Genomic DNA, 18,179 nt, shown 5'->3' on the forward strand with positions numbered 1-18,179 from the left:
ATTCTTTTTCTTGTCTTTTTATTATGGAGGTAGATTATTTATGTCACTTATTCAACTGCAAAATGAACAGGATTGGAATTTAGTTAAGGAACAAAAAAAACGTATCATTATTATGAAGAACAGCACTACATGTCCTGTTAGTCATGAAGCGTTTAAAGAATATCAAAAATTCGCTTCTGAAAATGAAGAAGAAACGCTATATTACTTAAATGTTCAAGACTCCAGACCGCTCTCTAATCTAATTGCAGATCAATCAGGGGTAAAACATGAATCACCGCAAGTACTGATTTTTGAAGATGATACAGTCGTTTGGCATGATTCACATTGGAATATCACAAATAAAAAATTGACTCAGGCAAATGAAAACACAAAAGCGTAGCAGTTAGACTGCTGCGCTTTTTCTTTAAGACTGTTTTCGCAAGCTTTGTTGCCTTTGTAAGTGGTTGATTTCCGCTCCAGGATGCTCGCTTTCCACGGGGCGTGCGGTGAGCCTCCTAGGCTATTCAAGCCTGCAGGGGTCTCATATCCAAGGAGGTAAAAATGTGCTCCTGCGTCTGCAAGAAATTCTATCGCAGCGTGCTTCCTCGTAGCATGCCTTGCTGAGAAGTATACTCAGGTGGTTGGCACGCTGATCCCGCTGGAGTCTCGCACCTTCCGCTCCAATCAACTTAAACGGCCATTAAATAAGAACCTCGAACTTTAATTCTAAAACATCTCCTGTTTCAATTTCTGTTTGAAAGCCGGCTTTTTCTTTGTTTTTTAATATGACTAACGTTTCACCTGGCCGTGGGGAAATTGCAATATCGACCATTGTAAAGATATCTTGAAAAATAAAAGGCTGCTGTTTTGTTTTTTCCATATTAAGATCGTCATTTGGGTAAAGAACTGAATCTTCCATAAGTGACTCACCATTACGATAGAACTTGAATAAAGGCCTGGTCAGTGATACTTCTTCATTATTAAATGCGACCGAACAGGATTGAACAAGATTTAATTGAAGAACATCAAGTAATTCATTTAAGGTTACCTGCTTGTCTTTAGATGCTTCAATAGTGAGATGATCACCATCGTTCCAGTTTGATCCTCTATCAATGACGCAGCCGTTTAAATAAATGGAATTATTTATACTGCGGGACAGAGGGATTGGCTTGCCGTCGACTTTTACAGAGAATGTAGAGTTGTTGTCGATCAGGTGCAAACCTTTTATCTCTATGATTTCTTCTATAGTACCAGGAAAATAAGAAATAAGTTCATCCCGGTCATTTAAAATAGTTTCAGGGGTAACAGATTGATGATTAACATAATATTGGGTTTCGATGGTTGTTGGTTCACCGTCAATAACGATCGTTTTGATTAAATGTTCTTGAACGGCTCCTTTTGCGGCAATAGAGGCATTTGCTCCATTTACACCTGCATTATAGGAGATAACAGCTCCGTCAAAAATTTCATGCGAGAGAGAAGCTTCCTCTCCGCTCATAATAATTTGCGGTGGAGTGCCAAGATCGCCTTTGAACATTTTTACTTCCCCATTGACCTTGATCATCAGCCCCATACCAGGTCTTCCATATAGCTTGGAAAGGTCAGCGCCGCCAGCTATCAGTGCATCCCCAATCGTTAGTTTTTTCACTTCGAATAACCTTATCGTTTTTTCGTTAACAGTGACGGTTACATATTTAACAGGATTTTCTCTTGCAGCTATCCCAATCCCAACAGGGGTAACAAATTCAGGACCGGTCTGTTCGATGGTTGAAGTAAGTGATGATATAGCATCAATACCCCGGATAGCTGCTCGTTCTGCAGGTAAATTAAGCTTTTTAGCAATTTTCTCACGCAATCCTGGTGTCATACTTCCTCCGCCTACAAGCATGACAGCTTGCGGTGGTTTCGCATTCAGATGAAGAATTTCTTTCGTTATTTTTTCAGCAAGATTATCAATAGCTGGCTGTATTTTTTCTAGAACTTCAAATTTAGATTTCTTTGAAGAAAATCCTAATATATCGGTATATTCCACGAAATCTTTTTTGTATAGCGAACGCTTCATTTCTTCAGCCACCGGGAAATCCAATAGGAATTCTGAGCTGATCGCTTCAGTGATTTCATCACCTGCTACAGGAACCATACCATAAGCCACAACAGTACCTTCAGCAGTTAAAGCAATATCAGATGTTCCTGCCCCTATGTCAACGAGAGCCACGTTTAATTTCCTCATAGATTGGGGGATCAGCACATTGATTGCTGCAATTGGCTCAAGAGTTAAAGCCTCCATCTCAAGATCTGCTTCTCGTAAAGCTCTCATTAAGGATTCTACAACCACTCTTGGGAGAAAAGTTGCAATTACCTCGACGGAAGCTGTTAAACCTTGCTGACCGATAAAGCTTCCGATTTCTTGATCATCCAAGTAATAATGAAGAACCGAATATCCTACACAATCGTAGATTTGATTTGATTTTTCATCCAGCATGCTAGCCAGCTGGAACTGGGCATGCTGAACGGCTGCAAGCTCCATATGTATAACTTCTTCTTGCATTGATACAGCAACGGTTGATATGTCTCTTTCTGATCTGCCTTTAACTGTTTTTAATGCTCGTCCTGCAGCAGCGACACAAACTTTTTGGAGCGGCCCGGTTTCCATTTCAAGCTGTTCTTTAATTTTTTTAATAACTTTAGCAACTGCAGGTATATGATGGATTTGTCCATCCAGCATAGAACGCTCTTCATGTTCCATGACTTTCATATGCAAAACTTCATATTTTCCATCAGAATGCTGCTTTAATATCATACCGACAACTGAGCGAGTGCCGATATCCAGTGCAAATAAAAGATTTTTGTCCACGAAGGCACCTCTTTTTGATACGATAGACGTAAAGAATTGTTTAAACGATTTAAGCTGATAATTTTATAGCCTAATTATTAGAAATGTATCACATTTTTTACATTTTATAAATACAGAGGTGTATATAGATGAATCATCCAGAATTAAACACATTACGGACTGAGCTTGATGAAATCAATAAAGAGCTTTTGGAGCTAATCAGTAAACGCGGCGAGCTTGTTCAGAAGATCGGAAAGGTTAAGATCGCACAAGGCATGAAAAAATATGATCCTGTACGAGAAAGACACATGCTGAACTTAATTGCATCAGAAAATGAGGGTCCGTTTGAAACAGCTACAATGCAGCACCTTTTCAAAGAAATATTTAAAGCAGGACTTGAACTGCAAGAAGATGATCATAGAAAGGCGCTGCTCGTATCTAGAAAACAGCGATCACAGGATACTGTTATATCGGTAAAAGGGACTGAAATCGGAAGCGGAAGTCCGATTCTAATTGCGGGTCCTTGTGCTGTAGAAAGCTATGAACAAACAGCAGAAGCAGCCCAAGCTGTAACGGACAATGGTTTGAGAATTCTTCGTGGCGGGGCGTTTAAACCTCGTACTTCTCCATACGATTTTCAAGGACTTGGTATTGATGGGCTGAAAATATTAAAAAAAGTTTCAGATGAATACAACTGTGCAGTAATCAGTGAAATCGTTCATCCAGATGATTTAGAAATGGCTTCTGAGTATTTGGATATCATCCAAATAGGTGCAAGAAATATGCAAAACTATGAATTACTAAAAGCGGCAGGGAAAATAGACAAGCCTATTCTTTTAAAAAGAGGATTATCTGCTACGATCGAAGAGTTTATCAATTCAGCTGAGTATATCATGTCTCAAGGAAACGGCCAGATCATCCTTTGTGAGAGAGGAATCCGTACCTATGAAAGAGCAACTCGAAACACGCTGGATATAACTGCTGTTCCAATTCTAAAACAAGAAACACATCTTCCTGTATTTGTAGATGTTACACATTCTACAGGGAGAAAGGATCTGCTCCTTCCTGCTGCTAAAGCAGCATTAGCAATTGGAGCTGATGGAGTAATGGCCGAAGTACATCCAGATCCTGCAGTGGCTTTATCAGATGCCGCACAGCAAATGAACATTAGCGAGTTTGAAAAGTTCGTTAGTGAACTTGTTAAAACAGGCTTTATAAAAATGAATCAGATGGTATAAAGTGTTTCAACTAGCCGGCAGCAACTAACGCTGCCGGTATTTATTATGTTTCAACATTAAAAAAGAGTATGATAAACCCTAAATTCGCCAAAAATAAGCAAAATAGGTATGTTTTCTTTTAAAAACATTTCATTTATCGAATAAATCGTGAAACATGCTCCTATTCGTTGCCTACTTTACTACTTTATCGTATGATATTAGCATTACATAGCTGTCGGACATGCAGTAAAAAAGGAGGACTTTTTTTGAATACAACAATTTATGATGTGGCACGCGAGGCAGGCGTTTCAATGGCAACGGTTTCACGTGTTGTTAACGGAAACCCAAACGTTAAGCCATCTACCCGTAAAAAGGTATTAGAAGCAATTGAAAGACTAGGCTATCGCCCTAACGCAGTAGCAAGAGGACTAGCAAGCAAAAAAACTACCACTGTTGGGGTTATCATCCCAGATATCTCAAGTATCTTCTTTGCTGAATTAGCAAGGGGTATTGAGGATATTGCTACAATGTATAAATACAATATTATTTTATGTAACTCTGATCAGAACAAGGAAAAAGAAATCCACCTGTTAAACACGCTGCTTGGAAAACAAGTAGATGGAATTGTGTTCATGGGCGGAAAAATTACAGAAGAACATGTAGAGGAGTTCAAGCGTGCTCCGGTTCCGATTGTTATGGCAGCAACGGTGGACATGAACGAAGAAGTTCCTTCAGTTAATATCGATTATGAAAATGCTGTTTACGAAGCAGTTACAAACCTTCTTGAAAAAGGACATTCATCTGTCGCTATGGTGACAGGACCTCTAGAGGATCCAATCAACGGTTACTATAAATTTAACGGCTACCGAAAAGCGTTAGAAGAACACGGGAAAAAAGTGGATGAGAGTCAAGTTTTTGTTGGTGAATACACATACGATTCAGGTATTGAAGCTGTCGAGTCTTTCCTTGATAGCGATAATAAACCGTCTGCTATTTTTGTAGGAACGGATGAAATGGCTTTAGGTGTTATTCATGGCGCACAGGATCGCGGGTTAAAGGTTCCTGAAGATATTGAAGTTATCGGATTCGACAATACCAGACTTGCGACTATGGTTCGTCCAACCCTGTCAACAGTCGTACAGCCTATGTATGATATCGGAGCGGTAGCAATGAGATTGCTGACAAAGTTAATGAACAAAGAAACGGTGGAAGAACATACTGTTGTATTGCCTCATCGTATTCAATTTAGAGATTCTACAAAATAAGTTCTGTATGAGGTGGGAGAATTGAGAATTGGTATTATCGGTGCAATGGATGAAGAAATCGTATATATGAAAAAAGCACTTGATATATATGGGGAAAGCATTTTCGCACAAAATAAATTTTATGAGGGCACACATCATAATAAAGAGGTAGTACTCTGTAAATCAGGTGTAGGTAAAGTTAATGCAGCCATTACTACACAGATTCTGATCGACAGATTCCAAGTAACTCACATCCTATTCACTGGTGTTGCTGGTGCACTTGATCATGTTCTTGAAGTGGGGGATATCGTCATTTCTTCGAGCGCGATGCAGCATGATATCGATGCATCTGCATTGAGTCCTGATTTTCCAAAGGGAACAATTCCTATGTTTGCCTTTGATTCTGAGTTTAAAGCAGATGAGAAGCTTGTTAAACTGGCAGAGACAGCGGCTGAAAATCTTTCAGGACCACAAGTAAAGGTTGGCAAAGTATTAAGCGGTGATCAGTTCATTGCAGATCGTGAGCTGGTGGAAATTTACCGTACACTGTTTAATGGATCGTGCATCGAGATGGAAGGATCGGCTGTAGCTCAAGCTTGCTTCTTAAACGAGGTACCATTTGTTATTATTCGCTCCATATCAGATAAAGCAAACGGTGAAGCTCCAGCAAGCTTTGGAGAATTTACCGCACTTGCAGCAAGGCGTTCATCTGATATGGTTGAATCTATTATAGAATCCATATAAAATTATACAGCTGGCTCAACATAGGCATATATCAGGCCAAGTTGAGCCAGTTTTTTTGATAGGGGACGTTTCTATATTGCAGAAGGAATACGAGACTTTGTCGAAAATCGTTTATTGTTAAAATAACGTGCGATTATCAATAATTGACATAGAATAGTATTAAAAAAGGAGGACTCGCTGCAGAGTCCTCCTTTTTTATGAGCTTTTTCGAATGGAATACAGACTTTTTTCAAGAGTTGCCCTGTTTTTGGAAGTGATTTCGTCTTTTCTTGGAATCGGTTTATAGATGCCAGCTTCATCTTCCCATGTACGAGGCAACGGATGCTTGGCTTCTTTATCCCAGCGGGTTAGCCAGTTCTCTGCGATCGGACCAGCAGGTGCATTATCATTCATAACACACCATAAATAAGACCATGCTCTCGGCACGACACGCCAAATATCATATCCGCCTCCGCCTGTTGCTATCCAGCGCCCGCCACAGTACTTATCTGCTACTTCTTTTGCTATTCTTGGTATTTCAGCATACGTTTTCATCGTCACCGACAAGTGGGTTAGAGGATCATAATAATGAGCATCGGCACCATTTTGGGTGATGATTACATCAGGTTTAAAAAAGTCAGCAACTTCCCACAGGCTTTTTTCATAGCATTCTAAAAAAGATTCATCTTCAGTAAAGGCATCAACTGGAACGTTAAAGGAATAGCCATAACCTTTCCCAGCACCTTTTTCATGAATGGAGCCTGTTCCAGGAAATAAATATCTTCCCGTTTCGTGAATGGATAACGTACATACATCTGGATCGTCATAGAAAGCCCATTGAACACCGTCTCCGTGGTGAGCATCTGTATCCACGTACAGAACACGTGCTTTATACTTTTGCTTCATATATTCAATGGCGATAGAGCTGTCATTATAGATACAAAAACCGGATGCTTTACCTCTGAATCCGTGATGGAGGCCTCCGCTCAAACTAAGAGCGTGTTTTGCTTTCCCTTCCATGACCCAATCGACAGCTGTTAGTGTAGCCCCCACAATCCAGCTGCTTGCTTCATGCATGTTTTGGAAGATCGGCGTATCTTCCGTACCAAGTCCGTAATTAAGCCCGATTTCTTTGCTGAGATTTCCTTCTCCCGCTTTTTTAACTGCTTCAACATAACCTTTATCATGAATAAGCATGATTTCTTCGTCTGTAGCCTGTCTTGGAAGGACAATCTTGCTATCATCAAGACAGCCTGAATCTTTTAATAGTTCATAGGCTAACTGAACTCTAAGCTGGTTAAAGGGATGTGTATCATTAAATTTATAGCGTAAAAGATCTGGTGAATAAACAAAGACAGAATCATTTCCCATTGTTCTCACCTGGAACTGGAGGCCACTTCACTTCATAGCCATGATCTATTAAATGCTCGATTACTGGCAAAGGGTTCATCGTTCCAATTCTGAAAACAACAATCTTCTCTTTTTCATCATGAGAGGGGTAGACGAGTACAGAGCTGATATTTAAATGAAAATCCTTTAATACACTGGCTACTTTCGCTAGCTGGCCAGCTTCGTTTGGTACAGCAACTTCCAAATGAGATCCAGGCTGATGAGTACCTGTTAATTGAATAAAAGCATGGAGCATTTCCCGCTCGGTAACTAAACCTACTAGTTTGCTATCTTCTAAAACTGGAATGCAGCTTATGTTATGTTCGTAAAAAATAGTAGAGAGTTCTTCTGCAATATCTAAAGGATGAGCTGTGAAAACGGCATTTTTCATTATGGTTGAAACTGGTTTCTCAAAATCTTCAGGATGCTCATTTTGATGAAAGATGGATGGACTTGCATCTTTTACTTCCCGGTCAGTAACAAGACCCATCAGATTTCCGCTGTCATCAACAACAGGGAGGTAACGGACATCTTTATCAAGCATAAGTTTAAGGGCTGTTCCAATTGTTTCTTCCGCATGAATTGTCACTGTGTTTATTTGCATCATATTTTGAACGATCACAATATACCACTCCCATGGAATTTCTCTCTGGATTGTCAGTCGAATTAATACATAAATCGATTCTTAAAACGGATTCGATCAAACCGCTGAACGCTATCAAGGTCGATTCGCTTTCCGATCCGCACCATTAAACAGTTTGCTGGGTGTGAACTGATTTCTGGATCGTCTGTGGCCATATATTCAAGGTCACCTGCATTCATCATTTTTTCCATGATTTTTCTATAATCCCATACAGAAAGCTTTGTTCCTTTTAAGTCCCAATGCCAATAATACTCAGTTGTGATGATGATGTAGTCTTCCATTGCATCATCCATCATAGAAACTTTTAAAAGCGTCTTACCAACTTTAAAATTTCGGTAGTCAGGTATTACTTCAATAGCACCAAGTTCCAGCAGATTGTCCATGTTGCCTTGTGACCACCGTTCAAGAGGGTCAGGATACACGTATGTAACATAGCCGATGACTGTATCTTTATTTCTTGCAATAATAATTCTTCCTTCATCCAGCTTAGCAATTTCAGTAACAGCCTTTTTTTGCTCGTTAGCTGGTCTGAACGCCTTTAGATCTTCATGAAAATAAAGACCCTCCAGTGTTTCGGCTGACACGGGTCCTTCAACGGTTATTGTGCCATGAGATGTTTTTAAAGCAACGCAGTTATATGTTTTATTGTGTTTCATGTCTACACCACCTAGGTTTGTTTCCATCTTCTATTATACATGATATCTTCCTATTGTAAGGGGTTTCATAACCCTTTTTATAGATAGTTCTAATAAGTTAAAAAATTTTGATAATATGTTATACTTGAAGAGATATTCAATAGGGAAGGGAGAAATAGCAATGAAACTGGAAGCGCTTCCGATAATAAAAGGTGATTTTAATTTACAAGATTATGAGGCAGCATACGGAGCATTTGAATGGAAAGACATTGAAAAAGAATTCTCCTGGCATAAGACTGGTCGAGTAAATATGGCTTATGAAACCATTGACCGTCATGCTGCATCCCATCGAAAAAACAAAGTCGCTCTCTATTTTTCCGATCAAAAGAGGGACGAGAAGTACACGTTTAAAGAAATGAAGGAAATGTCTAATAAAGCAGGAAATATGCTGCGTCAGCTAGGAGTAGAAAAAGGGGATCGTGTGTTTATTTTCATGCCACGTTCACCTGAGCTTTATTTTGCATTCCTTGGTTCCGTCAAATTAGGAGCTATTGTTGGTCCTCTCTTTGAAGCATTTATGGAAGGTGCCGTAAGAGATAGACTTGAAGACAGTGAAGCAAAAGTGCTGGTTACAACACCTTCACTTTTAGAACGTGTACCTGTCAGTGAACTTCCTAACTTAAAACATGTAATTCTTGTTGGAGAAGATGTAAAAGAAGAGGGTCCATATGTAAGTTACTATGACCGCATGGCTAAAGCCTCTAAAGATCTCGATATTGAATGGGTTGACCGCGAAGATGGATTAATCCTTCATTATACATCAGGTTCAACAGGTAAGCCGAAAGGAGTACTGCATGTACACAATGCAATGCTTCAGCATTATCAGACTTCTAAATGGGTTCTGGATCTAAAAGAAGAAGATGTATACTGGTGTACTGCAGACCCAGGCTGGGTGACTGGAACATCTTATGGAATCTTTGGACCATGGCTTAACGGAGCTTCAAGTGTAATTAGAGGCGGACGTTTTTCACCAGAAGATTGGTATGGAACCATTGAAAAATACGGCGTAACAGTATGGTACAGTGCTCCTACAGCTTTCCGTATGCTGATGGGTGCTGGTGATGAAGTTGTGAAGAAATTTGATCTGTCCACTCTCCGTCATATCCTGAGTGTAGGTGAACCTTTAAACCCTGAAGTCGTCCGTTGGGGGATGAAGGTATTTAATCTTCGTATCCATGATAACTGGTGGATGACTGAAACAGGAGGACAGTTGATCAGCAACTATCCTGCGATGGAAATTAAACCGGGTTCAATGGGGAAACCATTCCCTGGTGTTGAAGCAGCAATTATTGATGATCAGGATAATATCTTGCCTCCATACCGAATGGGTAACCTTGCGATTAAAAAGGGCTGGCCGTCCATGATGCGGAAAATTTGGAATAACCCTGAAAAGTATGATTCATATTTTACTCCTGGCGGCTGGTACGTATCAGGTGATTCAGCATACATGGATGAAGACGGATATTTCTGGTTCCAGGGAAGAATTGACGATGTGATCATGACTTCCGGAGAACGTGTAGGACCTTTTGAGGTGGAGAGCAAGCTTGTTGAACATCCGGCTGTTGCAGAAGCAGGTGTAATTGGTAAGCCAGACCCTGTTCGCGGTGAAATTATTAAAGCATTTATCGCCTTGCGTTCTGGCTATGAGCCAAACGACGAGCTGATAGAAGAGATTAGAAGTTTTGTGAAATCCGGACTCGCAGCGCATGCGGCTCCTCGTGAGATTGAATTCCGCGATAAACTTCCAAAAACACGAAGCGGTAAAATTATGCGACGTGTACTAAAGGCTTGGGAGCTTGATCTTCCTACAGGCGACCTTTCTACAATGGAAGACTAAAAGAATAACAGACAGCAAAAACCCTCGAATCAATTCGAGGGTTTTTTGTCTTTCTTTTTATTTTGTGTAGTTGCTGGTGGAGGATCTCCTGTACCTGGATCAGTTGGAGGCGGCGGAGGATCCTGTGGTTCACCCGGTTTATCTCCATCACCTGGAGGAGGCGTCTCCGGTTCTGCCGGTTTCTTTTCCCCGACCTGAACCTTTGTTTGAGCAGCGGATTCTTTTCCTGCGATATCAACTGCTGTTATATAGACAACTCCGTTAGACACTTTCGCAGAAGTTTTATCTGCTGTAACGGATCCTATTTTATTAAACGATTTGCCATCCGTAGAATGGTAGATTCTGTATCCAATCACATCATTCTCACCATGCGCTGACCACGATAATACGCCATCAGACATTTTCGCTCCTGCAACAGGTGAAGGCACTTTGCCATTCTCTTTTAACTCTTTCTCAGGAACGATGTTGCTCAAGAGATCAATTTTCTGGGTAAGCTTATTCAGAGTTTCTAATCCGAGTTCCTTTAAGAATTCTTCTTTTATAAGCACACCCTCTTTAGTAAATTCTTCAGGTGTTGTTGGCAGTGCTTTATATTTTGCGTCTCCTACAACTACATAACGGCCTTTTGTTAAAGTATCATCGACTTCTTTAGGAGTGAACTTTGCATTAAACAAATCTGTTGTTACAAGACCCGCACTTCGGCAAAGATCTGATGGAAGTTTACCTGAGATTCCGCAAATTTCACGGCGTACAATTCCTGATGGCATCGCAAATCTTTGCTCAGGATCTACTAATTGAGGTGCGTGTTTATGAGCTGCATTTATAAGCTGGGCCCATATTGTCTGATTTCTTTGGCCGGTGTTACCGGCTAAATCAGCAGGTGTGTCATAACCAATCCAAACTCCGAATGTGACATTAGGGTTAGATGCTACAAACCAAGAATCTTTATCTTCATTCGTTGTCCCTGTCTTACCCGCCCAATCAGATTGGAAAGCCAGTTTACGAGGTACACCTGCGGCAGTGCCAGATGAAAGTACATCTCTCATCATATCGATCATAAGATATGAAGTTTGCGGACTATAAACTTGTTTCGGTTCACTTTTATGCTGATAGATTACTTCACCATCATTCGTTTCTATCCTATCAATCATATAAGCATCAACAAATTTCCCGCTGTTTGCAAATGTTGAAAAAGCATTCACGTTTTCTTCAACTGTAATCCCTACATCCAGAGCACCTAGTGCCATTGCAGTGTGGGCTCTATCACCTTTAGTAAGAGTAGTTACCCCCATTTGAATCAGCTTTTCAGTAGCTTTCGCATGATCTACTCTTTGATAAGATCTGATAGCAGGAATATTTCTAGATTTCTTAAGTGAATGACGAACAGAAACTAGACCATCAAAATCTTTATCATAGTTATTAGGTTTCCATCCATTTATGTCGATTGGAGTGTCTGGTACAATTGTTCCTGGCTGAACTTTGCCTGTTTCGACAGCATAAGAGTATGCGAGTAATGGCTTCATTGTTGAACCGTTTTGTCTAGGTGCGCTTGTCGCATGATTGGTTTGTTCCCTATTAAAATCACGCCCGCCAACAAAACTGATTATCTTTCCTGTTTTATTGTCAATTAATGTTGCTCCGACTTCTTCAGGCTGCGGTTTCTCGAGTTTTATTCGCTGCCCTTTATTATTGTATACATACTGATTAGCTGGTCCGAATAATCCATCATTTTTAACTACTTGCTGCATTTCATCATAAATTTTTTGATTGATAGTTGTATGAATTTTAATTCCTTTTTGCCTGATCTGAACACGTGCGTTATCCTGATATTCTTTTAATTCTTCAGGAGTTAATTCTTCTACTTTCTTCCCGTCTTTCTCAGCCTCTAATTTTGTAAGTACTTCAACTGTACGTTTTTGTACTTCAACCGTTAAGAACGGATATTTTTCAAAGGATGATTGTTTATTCGTCGTTAAATTCTTCTTTATATCATATTTAACCGCTTCATCATATTCAGCTTGTGTAATCGTTCCAGCTGAGAGCATTCGGCATAGAACAGTCTTCATCCGTTTTAAGCCTGCTGAAATATCTTCTTTTGGCTCACCGCCATTGTTGAAAGGTGTGTACACGAACGGGTTCTTTGGGAGTCCTGCTATGTAGGCTGATTGCGCTAGATTAAGCTTGGAAGCTTCTACTCCAAATATACCTTCAGATGCTGCCTGGATTCCTGCCACATTTCGTCCAGAAGAATTACGGCCATAAGGGACAATATTGAGATAAGCTTCAAGAATCTCATCTTTCTTTAATACTTTTTCAAGACGCATAGCTAGAAGTATTTCTTTTGCTTTTCTATCAAATGAAACTTCATTAGTAAGGATTTGATTTTTTATTAACTGCTGTGTCAGCGTACTTCCGCCTGTTACGATTGAGGCACCCGAAAATTCTTCATACATTGCACGCAGAATCGCTTTCGGCACTATGCCTTTATGTTCATAAAAATATTGATCTTCTGTAGAGATAATCGCTTTTATTACGTATGGAGAAACGTCTTTTAATTTAATTTCTTGCCTGTCCAAGTCTGATTGAAGTTTACCCATGTATTGATCGTTATCGAAATAAACAGTGCTTGTTTCCTCGTAGTTGTAGATGTCTTCTTTCATAGCGGAGTAAGCGCGTACTGGTTCATCCTTTACTAGTGACGCAAAGAATCCTGCTCCGACTCCAGCTGCGAAAACACCACCCAAAACAAAAAGAACTGTGACGATCAAAAACATGTTCCAAGTAACGTTATATGTAATTCGTGCTGTTCGAATAATACTTTTTTCATTCAAAAAGTGGACAAATTTCTCCCATTTTTGTTTAAGTCCATCAAAATGAGACATCATTTGGTACTCCCCCCCTGTGTATAAGTATAACATACGGTCGAATTGTGAAAATGGGCAGTTTTTTTGAAATTATAAGATTGACATGAATTTCGTCCATATGGTAAAAATAAAAGAACAATAATAATGAGATAGCTAAGATAGGAATAAGTAGCAGATGTCTCCCTGTTTCAGAAAGCTGGTGGTTGATGCAAACCAGTACAAAGACAGTTTGTGAATTACCTCCTGGAGCTTTCCTTGTGAACCGTTTAGTAGCAAGGAACGGATAGAAACCGTTACGAAATGAAGTGAAAAGCTTTTTTTAGCGAGCTTTTAATTAGGGTGGTACCGCGAGATTGTAATCACGTCCCTTTCAATTTGAAAGGGACTTTTTTTATTGCCATTAAAAAAGAGAAAGGAAAGAAAGAGATGAACATTTTACAAGACTTAGAATTTAGAGGTCTGCTTAATCAGGTTACAGATCGAGAAGGGCTTGAAAAAGAACTTGAAAGCGGGAAACTAAAGCTTTACTGCGGATTTGATCCTACAGCGGACAGTCTCCATATTGGTAACTTACTGCCGATTCTTACTTTAAGAAGATTTCAGGAAGCAGGGCATCAGCCTTATGCTCTTGTTGGCGGAGGTACAGGTCTGATTGGTGACCCAAGCGGAAGACAGACAGAAAGAACATTAAACGAAGCTGAAATCGTCGTTCAATGGACAGAAAAAATTAAAAGCCAGCTTTCCAGGCTCCTTGATTTTGAAAAAGAAGGTAACCCTGCAAATACAGTGAATAACTACGACTGGCTAAGCCAGCTGACAATGATTGAATTTCTGCGTGATGTAGGGAAGAACTTCTCTATTAACTACATGCTTGCTAAGGATTCTGTAGATTCACGTTTAGAAGGCGGAATTTCTTTTACTGAGTTTTCATACATGATTTTGCAGTCTTATGACTTCTTAAATCTTTTCCAAAAAGAAGATATTAAGCTGCAGATCGGCGGCAGTGATCAGTGGGGCAACATTACTGCAGGAATGGAGTTAATCAGACGATCTGGAGAAGAAGAGAAGGCTTTTGGATTAACCATACCTTTGATTACTAAAGCGGATGGCACAAAGTTCGGGAAAACAGCATCAGGAACAATTTGGTTAGATGCTGATAAAACGACGCCATATGAGTTCTACCAGTTCTGGGTGAATGCAGCAGATGCTGACGTTATTAATTGGCTGAAATACTTTACATTCTTATCTAAGGACCAAATTGCAGAACTAGAAAAATCAATGTCTGAAGCTCCTGAAAAGCGTGAAGCACAAAAAGCTTTAGGACGTGAAGTAACAACGCTTGTTCATGGAGAAAACGCATACCTTCAAGCAGTAAAAATTACTGAAGCATTATTCAGCGGGAATCTTAGCGACCTTACTGCAAGTGAAATCGAACAAGGATTTAAAGATGTTCCATCGTTTTCTGTTGAGAACCAAGAAGACATGAACATTGTAGATCTTTTAGTTGAAGCAAAGATTTCTCCATCTAAGCGTCAGGCAAGAGAAGATGTAACAAACGGTGCTGTTTCTGTAAATGGCGACAAGGTTCAAGACCTCTCATACACGATTGATGCGAAAGACAGAATCGAAAATCGTTTTGTTATCCTTAGAAGAGGGAAGAAGAAGTACACATTGATCAGATACTAAATATATAAAGGAAGGAACCCTTAAACTTATAGGGTTCTTCTCTATTTTCGAAAGGATGTGCAGATATGAAACGAGTTCAAATTGCAGAAGATCTTTCTTTCTCACAAATCATTCATGGACACTGGCGTTTAGCTGAATGGAACATAACCTCAGAAGAATTGCTTCATCTTATGGAACAATGTATAGAAGCAGGCATTACGACATTTGATCATGCTGATATTTATGGAAATTATATGTGTGAAGAAATCTTCGGACAAGCTCTAGCTTTAAAACCTTCATTAAGAAAAGATATTCAAATCGTTACAAAATGCGGCATTAAACTGGTATCAGAAAACAGGCCGCATCATAAGATAAAATCCTACGACACAAGCAAAGAGCATATCATTACATCAGCTGAGAATTCATTGCAAAAGATGAACACAGATTATCTCGATGTTCTTTTGATTCATCGTCCAGATCCTTTTATGGATCCGTACGAAACGGCTGAAGCTTTCCATCAATTAAAAGAACAAGGAAAAGTAAGGCACTTTGGTGTTTCCAATTTTACGCCGCGCCAAATGGATATGCTGCAGCGTGAATTCAATGGCCCTTTAGTAACGAATCAGATCGAATTATCAGTGCTGCATGAACAGCCGTTCTTTGACGGCACGATAAACTATCTCCAAAAAGAAAACATTAAACCAATGGCTTGGTCTCCATTAGCTGGAGGAAAACTTTTTAAAGGACAAGATGAAGGAAGTCTGAGAGCAAGGAAAGTCCTTGAGAAAGTCGCTAAAGAAATAGGTACTGAATCGATTGATGAAGTTGCCTATGCATGGCTTTTGGCTCATCCGGCACAAGTGATGCCGATCGTTGGCAGCGGACAAATGAATCGGATTCAGTCAGCGGTCAATGCTGCAAATATCACATTAACCCGTGAACAATGGTTTGATATTCTTCAAGAGAGTATGGGAAAAGAAGTAGATTAATAAAAGCATGAACCTCTTAACTAATGACATTCAGTTAAGAGGTTTTTTATTTATCCAAAACCGGTTTTATAATTAGTAATGAATAACTTATTAGTATAATATTAGAAATAAATACTACTTGAAAATGGGGAAAAGAAATGTCATTGACCATGATGAAAAATTACACAACGAGTACACAAGTGTTAAATGAAGGTGCTGTGCTTGCTGCTATCGAAAATTCGGTAGCTATGATTGAATTTAACCTGCAGGGCAAAGTGCTTTGGGCAAACAGTAATTTTGCGAAAACAGTGGAATATGAACTGGATGAGATGCCAGGCTTGTTACATAAACAATTTTGTACAGAAGAATTTGCTAGAAGCAAGGAATATGATATCTTTTGGAAAAGCTTGCGTGAGGGAAAGGCTTTTCAGGAAAAGATTCAAAGAGTGACAAAATCAAACCGGCTAATCTGGCTTGAAGCAACTTATACACCAGTAAGAGATGAAGATGGAAATGTCATAGCTGTTGTTAAGATTGCAACTGAGATAACAGAAAGAGAAAAAAATACGATGGAAGTCGTTTCTCAACTGCAGCAAATGGCAGCTGAACTGCTTAATCGTGCTGAAGAAGGAATAAATAAGAGCGGAGAGGTAGCTGCTGCTACGGAAAAGCTTGTCCATGAATCTACTGAGAACCTAGAATTTCTAAATTCTTTAAAACAGCAAGCAGCTTCTATAGAGGATATTGTTAAAACGATTCGTGAAATTGCTACTCAGACAAATCTTTTAGCTTTAAATGCAGCTATAGAAGCTGCCCGTGCAGGAGACCATGGGAGAGGCTTTAATGTGGTTGCAGTAGAGGTTCGTAAATTAGCCAACCGCGTACAGGATTCCATTCAGGAAGTTAATTCGCACATTGAAGGCATTTCAAGTGAAATAAAAAGAATCAGTGATGTGACGCATCGATCTCAGCAAGGAATTTCAAACAGTCAAAAGCTTATTACACAAGCTATGGGAGAATTTACTGGAATTGAAACAGCAGCTCGTCAGCTAGACATAAAAGCAAGTATGTTTAAGGATATATTATAAAAAAGCCGTCTGTTTTTCAGACGGCTTTTTCGTTGTCAGAAGAAGAAAAAACCTGAAGTCCATAAAGGATTTCAGGTTTTTTAAACTCTTAACGAGAGTAGTATTCAACGATAAGTTGTTCTGTAATCTCAGCTGGAAGTTCAGAACGCTCTGGTAAGCGAGTGAAAGTACCTTCCAATTTGTTTTCGTCAAAAGTTAAGAAGTCAGGTACGAAGTTGTTTACTTCGATAGCTTCTTTAACAGCAGTAAGGTTACGTGACTTTTCACGTACTCCGATTACATCTCCAGCAGAAAGACGGTAAGAAGCGATGTCAACACGCTTTCCGTTTACTGTGATGTGACCGTGGTTTACTAATTGACGAGATGCACGACGAGTGCGAGCAAGACCAAGACGGTAAACAACGTTGTCTAAACGAGCTTCTAATAGAGCCATGAAGTTTTCACCATGGATACCAGGCATTTTACCAGCATCATTGAAAATGCGGCGGAATTGACGCTCATTTACACCGTACATGAAACGAAGCTTTTGCTTTTCTTGTAGTTGTAAACCATATTCAGAGATTTTCTTACGTTGAGTAGGACCATGTTGTCCTGGTGCGTAAGGACGCTTAGATAATTCTTTTCCTGTTCCGCTTAGAGAAATTCCAAGACGACGGGAAACTTTCCATGTTGAACCTGTATAACGAGCCATTAATGACTCCTCCTTCACTTGTTTGTTTTGTGTTAAAACAATACAGTGACTATGACCTTTTCAAAAGCTTATTTTGTATGAAAAACACTTTCACTTCAGCAGCCACGAAGCTACACGGTGTTCCCTGATTTAAAAATCAAGGTACAAAATAATAACTGTTGATGGGCACAGTGCTACTTATTTTACACAAAGAACAGTATAAACTTTTTTTGTCCTTTGTGTCAACCATACCTGCTAAATACACAAAATTTAAGAGGACAATTTGTAAAAAAGTATTCAATCATATATGATAATAATTAAGAAAGCGCTTACATTTTTAAATCGTCCTAAAAGGAGAAGTCGA

Annotated in this window: 14 protein-coding genes and 1 other annotated feature; of the genes, 8 read left to right on the plus strand and 6 right to left on the minus strand. The window is 39.5% G+C overall.

The window, feature by feature from the left end; translation table 11 throughout:
- Nucleotides 1-40 precede the first annotated feature (40 nt).
- Nucleotides 41-379, plus strand: coding sequence for a bacillithiol system redox-active protein YtxJ (gene ytxJ / locus ACFW35_RS05495; protein ID WP_379844326.1), 339 nt, complete (start codon nucleotides 41-43; stop codon nucleotides 377-379).
- 300 nt (nucleotides 380-679) lie between these two features.
- On the opposite strand, the gene ACFW35_RS05500 is transcribed toward ytxJ, so the two are convergent.
- Nucleotides 680-2,833 carry a cell division protein FtsA gene (locus tag ACFW35_RS05500; protein WP_379844327.1) on the minus strand — a complete coding sequence of 718 codons (2,154 nt, stop codon included), beginning with the start codon at nucleotides 2,831-2,833 and terminating at the stop codon, nucleotides 680-682.
- A 128-nt stretch (nucleotides 2,834-2,961) separates the two neighbouring features.
- On the opposite strand from ACFW35_RS05500, the gene ACFW35_RS05505 reads away from it, so the two are divergent.
- The 3 genes from ACFW35_RS05505 (at nucleotide 2,962) to ACFW35_RS05515 (ending at nucleotide 6,017) form a co-directional block, all read left to right on the plus strand.
- Nucleotides 2,962-4,050 carry a bifunctional 3-deoxy-7-phosphoheptulonate synthase/chorismate mutase gene (locus ACFW35_RS05505; protein ID WP_379844329.1) on the plus strand — a complete coding sequence of 363 codons (1,089 nt, stop codon included), beginning with the start codon at nucleotides 2,962-2,964 and terminating at the stop codon, nucleotides 4,048-4,050.
- A 245-nt stretch (nucleotides 4,051-4,295) separates the two neighbouring features.
- The gene (ccpA, locus tag ACFW35_RS05510; RefSeq protein ID WP_379844330.1) at nucleotides 4,296-5,294 is read left to right on the plus strand and encodes a catabolite control protein A; all 999 of its coding nucleotides are present in this window, start codon (nucleotides 4,296-4,298) and stop codon (nucleotides 5,292-5,294) included.
- 12 nt (nucleotides 5,295-5,306) lie between these two features.
- Nucleotides 5,307-6,017 (plus strand): 5'-methylthioadenosine/adenosylhomocysteine nucleosidase, encoded by a 711-nt coding sequence (locus ACFW35_RS05515; RefSeq protein WP_379844332.1) that lies wholly within the window; start codon nucleotides 5,307-5,309, stop codon nucleotides 6,015-6,017.
- A gap of 195 nt (nucleotides 6,018-6,212) precedes the next feature.
- On the opposite strand, the gene ACFW35_RS05520 is transcribed toward ACFW35_RS05515, so the two are convergent.
- The 3 genes from ACFW35_RS05520 to ACFW35_RS05530 are packed head-to-tail and all read right to left on the minus strand — an operon-like array spanning nucleotide 6,213 to nucleotide 8,684.
- Entirely contained in the window at nucleotides 6,213-7,367 is a 1,155-nt protein-coding gene (locus ACFW35_RS05520; RefSeq protein WP_379844333.1) for an acetoin utilization protein AcuC, read from the minus strand.
- Nucleotides 7,357-8,007, minus strand: coding sequence for an acetoin utilization AcuB family protein (locus ACFW35_RS05525; protein WP_379844335.1), 651 nt, complete (start codon nucleotides 8,005-8,007; stop codon nucleotides 7,357-7,359). The genes ACFW35_RS05520 and ACFW35_RS05525 overlap by 11 nt, the downstream gene beginning before the upstream one ends.
- A gap of 44 nt (nucleotides 8,008-8,051) precedes the next feature.
- Nucleotides 8,052-8,684 carry a GNAT family N-acetyltransferase gene (locus ACFW35_RS05530; RefSeq protein WP_379844336.1) on the minus strand — a complete coding sequence of 211 codons (633 nt, stop codon included), beginning with the start codon at nucleotides 8,682-8,684 and terminating at the stop codon, nucleotides 8,052-8,054.
- A 160-nt stretch (nucleotides 8,685-8,844) separates the two neighbouring features.
- On the opposite strand from ACFW35_RS05530, the gene acsA reads away from it, so the two are divergent.
- Nucleotides 8,845-10,560, plus strand: a complete 1,716-nt coding sequence (gene acsA, locus ACFW35_RS05535; protein ID WP_379844338.1) for an acetate--CoA ligase — start codon at nucleotides 8,845-8,847, stop codon at nucleotides 10,558-10,560.
- Between the two features lie 29 nt (nucleotides 10,561-10,589).
- Here acsA and ACFW35_RS05540 read toward each other — a convergent pair whose 3' ends face one another.
- On the minus strand, nucleotides 10,590-13,445 hold the full coding sequence (locus ACFW35_RS05540) for a transglycosylase domain-containing protein (RefSeq protein WP_379844339.1): 2,856 nt from the start codon (nucleotides 13,443-13,445) through the stop codon (nucleotides 10,590-10,592).
- Nucleotides 13,446-13,570: 125 nt separating this feature from the next.
- Nucleotides 13,571-13,796 (plus strand) — a binding site (T-box leader).
- Nucleotides 13,797-13,850: 54 nt separating this feature from the next.
- Here ACFW35_RS05540 and tyrS point away from each other — a divergent pair.
- The 3 genes from tyrS to ACFW35_RS05555 all read left to right on the plus strand — a co-directional run bounded on the left by tyrS (nucleotide 13,851) and on the right by ACFW35_RS05555 (nucleotide 17,145).
- Entirely contained in the window at nucleotides 13,851-15,110 is a 1,260-nt protein-coding gene (tyrS, locus tag ACFW35_RS05545) for a tyrosine--tRNA ligase (RefSeq protein WP_379844341.1), read from the plus strand.
- Nucleotides 15,111-15,175: 65 nt separating this feature from the next.
- Nucleotides 15,176-16,078 carry an aldo/keto reductase gene (locus tag ACFW35_RS05550; RefSeq protein WP_379844342.1) on the plus strand — a complete coding sequence of 301 codons (903 nt, stop codon included), beginning with the start codon at nucleotides 15,176-15,178 and terminating at the stop codon, nucleotides 16,076-16,078.
- Between the two features lie 137 nt (nucleotides 16,079-16,215).
- Complete coding sequence (locus ACFW35_RS05555; protein WP_379844344.1) at nucleotides 16,216-17,145, plus strand: methyl-accepting chemotaxis protein; 930 nt, start codon at nucleotides 16,216-16,218, stop codon at nucleotides 17,143-17,145.
- Nucleotides 17,146-17,233: 88 nt separating this feature from the next.
- On the opposite strand, the gene rpsD is transcribed toward ACFW35_RS05555, so the two are convergent.
- Nucleotides 17,234-17,836 (minus strand): 30S ribosomal protein S4, encoded by a 603-nt coding sequence (gene rpsD, locus ACFW35_RS05560; RefSeq protein ID WP_077359336.1) that lies wholly within the window; start codon nucleotides 17,834-17,836, stop codon nucleotides 17,234-17,236.
- Between the last annotated feature and the right edge of the window lie 343 nt (nucleotides 17,837-18,179).

This window comes from Fictibacillus sp. NPDC058756 (genome assembly GCF_042746035.1).
Classification (GTDB): domain Bacteria; phylum Bacillota; class Bacilli; order Bacillales; family Fictibacillaceae; genus Fictibacillus.